The following is a 1,807-nucleotide window of genomic DNA, read 5'->3' as shown; positions in this document are numbered from 1 at the left end:
GGGCGGATTCGCGCGGGCCGACGGGGTCGGTGGGATCGGCGGGGTCGGCCGGGTCCTGCCGCCCGGAAGTCGCCGCCGGTGCGGTCGTCGCGGTCTCGCCTGTCTTAGTCGTCTCAGTCGTCCCAGTCGTCTCCGCCGTGGACGCCGTGGACGCCGTGGGCGCCGTGGGCGGTGCGGGCGCGTCCGGGTCGACCGGTCCCACCGGCTCCGCAGCCGGGTCGGCCCAGGCGATCGGTGCCTCCACCGGGGGATCGGCGGGTGGTTCGGGAGCGGCGGCGCCCGCCGGGAGGACGCCTGTGAGGGCGGTCGCGGCGGCCAGGGCCCCCGTGCAGACCGTACGGAGCAGTCTTCGTGACACGTCACCACCTCCACGGGGATGATGACGTGTCACTTCATGTGATTACCGTACGAATGGGGGTGAGTCCGGCGTCCTCACTCGTTCGGCTCAGTGCCGCCCCGGGGAGGGGTCGGGCTCGTGCCGGCGCTCGGCTTCGACCACGGCCACTTCAGCTCGCGACGCTCGCGGCCCTCGGGGGCGTACGCGTAGACCCAGCCGCGCTGGAGACCCAGCCGTTTCGTGTACCCCGCGGGCTCGCGGCGGTAGGTGTGGAGGGTCGGGGGGTTCCCGTTGTGGGCCGGGACCGGGATCTCGTACCACTTCGGCGGGTGGCCGGTCGGGCCGAGCAGGATCGGCAGGACCCGGCCGTCGAGGGGGCCGCCACGGAAGGAGGTGTTCTGGCTTCTCACCCCTCCAGTGTCCCCTCCGGCTTCCGGTTCCGGCTCAGAGCAGATGGGCGGCCTCGCCGACCACCGGGATCACCCGGCGGGCCAGCCGGGCCACGGGCCCCTCGGGCGTCTCCTGGGCGAGGAGACGTCCGACGACGCGCGCGGTCTCCTCGTCACTCGCCGTGCTCGCGGCGAGGAGGGCGATGAGATGGTCCACGAGCCACTCCCTCAGCTCCCCGGCCGGGGGCCGCTTGTCCTCGTCGAGCCAGATGAGGGAGGCGGCCTCCACGGCGGCGATCCAGGTGCGGACCAGCATGTTGAGGCGGGGGCCGGGCCGGTCCACGCCGAGGTGGACGAGGATCTGCTCGGCGGCGGAGCGGCGGACCTCGTCGACGATCGCGGTGGTACGGGAGGTCTCGGCGACGCTGCCGCCGCGCAGGAGGGCGCTGAAACCGGCGTCGTGCTCGTCGACGAAGGCCAGATAGCGGTCGAGCACCCGGCCGAGCCGCTCGGTGGGCGGTCCGACCGGGGGCTCGGTGAAGCAGTGGTTGAGGGCGTCCGCGGAGGAACGGAGGGCGGCCTCGTAGAGCTGCTGCTTGCCGCCGGGGAAGTAGCGGTAGACGAGGGGCCGGGAGACGCCGGCCGCCTCGGCGACGTCGTCGAGGGAGACGTCCTCGGGGGTGCGGTGGGCGAAGAGCTCCTGGGCGGCTTCGAGGAGCTGGCCGCGACGCGCCTCGACGCTGAGCCTGCGGTACGCGGGGGTGGCGGCGGCAGTCATGCTCCGCAGCGTAGCGGGCCCCTTCGAGCCTCCCCGGGCCCCGGGCCGCCCCGCGCGGACCCCGGCGCCAGGTGCGCCGCCGCCTCGCCGGGGCCTCTGCGCCTGGTGCGCCGCCGCCTCGCCGGGGCCTCTGCGCCTGGTGCGCCGCCGCCTCGCCCGGGCCTCCGCACCGCCTGCGGCGCCACCCCGTCCGGGCCTCCGCCGCGGCTGTGCCCCGCCCCGACGACACACCCGCCGCCACTGCGGGCTGCCCCCTCTACCCCCCTCGTTGTGGGCGATCGTCCCGCTGGGGCGGGACGGGTG

At 75.5% G+C, this 1,807-nt stretch carries 2 protein-coding genes and 1 pseudogene; all 3 read right to left on the bottom strand.

Annotation, left to right across the window (positions count from 1 at the left end; all coding sequences use genetic code 11):
• A pseudogene (locus AOK00_RS39830) lies at positions 1-358 on the bottom strand (hypothetical protein); the annotation flags it as partial.
• Between the two features lie 74 nt (positions 359-432).
• Positions 433-747, bottom strand: a complete 315-nt coding sequence (locus AOK00_RS34765; RefSeq protein WP_055604119.1) for a hypothetical protein — start codon at positions 745-747, stop codon at positions 433-435.
• Between the two features lie 34 nt (positions 748-781).
• Positions 782-1,504 (bottom strand): TetR/AcrR family transcriptional regulator, encoded by a 723-nt coding sequence (locus AOK00_RS34760; RefSeq protein ID WP_055604118.1) that lies wholly within the window; start codon positions 1,502-1,504, stop codon positions 782-784.
• Positions 1,505-1,807 lie beyond the last annotated feature (303 nt).

It is taken from the genome of Streptomyces aureus, assembly GCF_001418135.1.
In the GTDB taxonomy this organism is placed as follows: Bacteria; Actinomycetota; Actinomycetes; order Streptomycetales; family Streptomycetaceae; genus Streptomyces; species Streptomyces aureus_A.
The sequence above is the reverse complement of the archived record's forward strand: the minus strand, read 5'-3'. Positions and strand labels throughout refer to the sequence as shown.

What these genes read in the sequence shown, in the direction of transcription:
- AOK00_RS34760 (WP_055604118.1), bottom strand. Translation starts at nt 1,504, where the DNA reads ATGACTGCCGCCGCCACCCCCGCGTACCGCAGGCTCAGCGTCGAGGCG.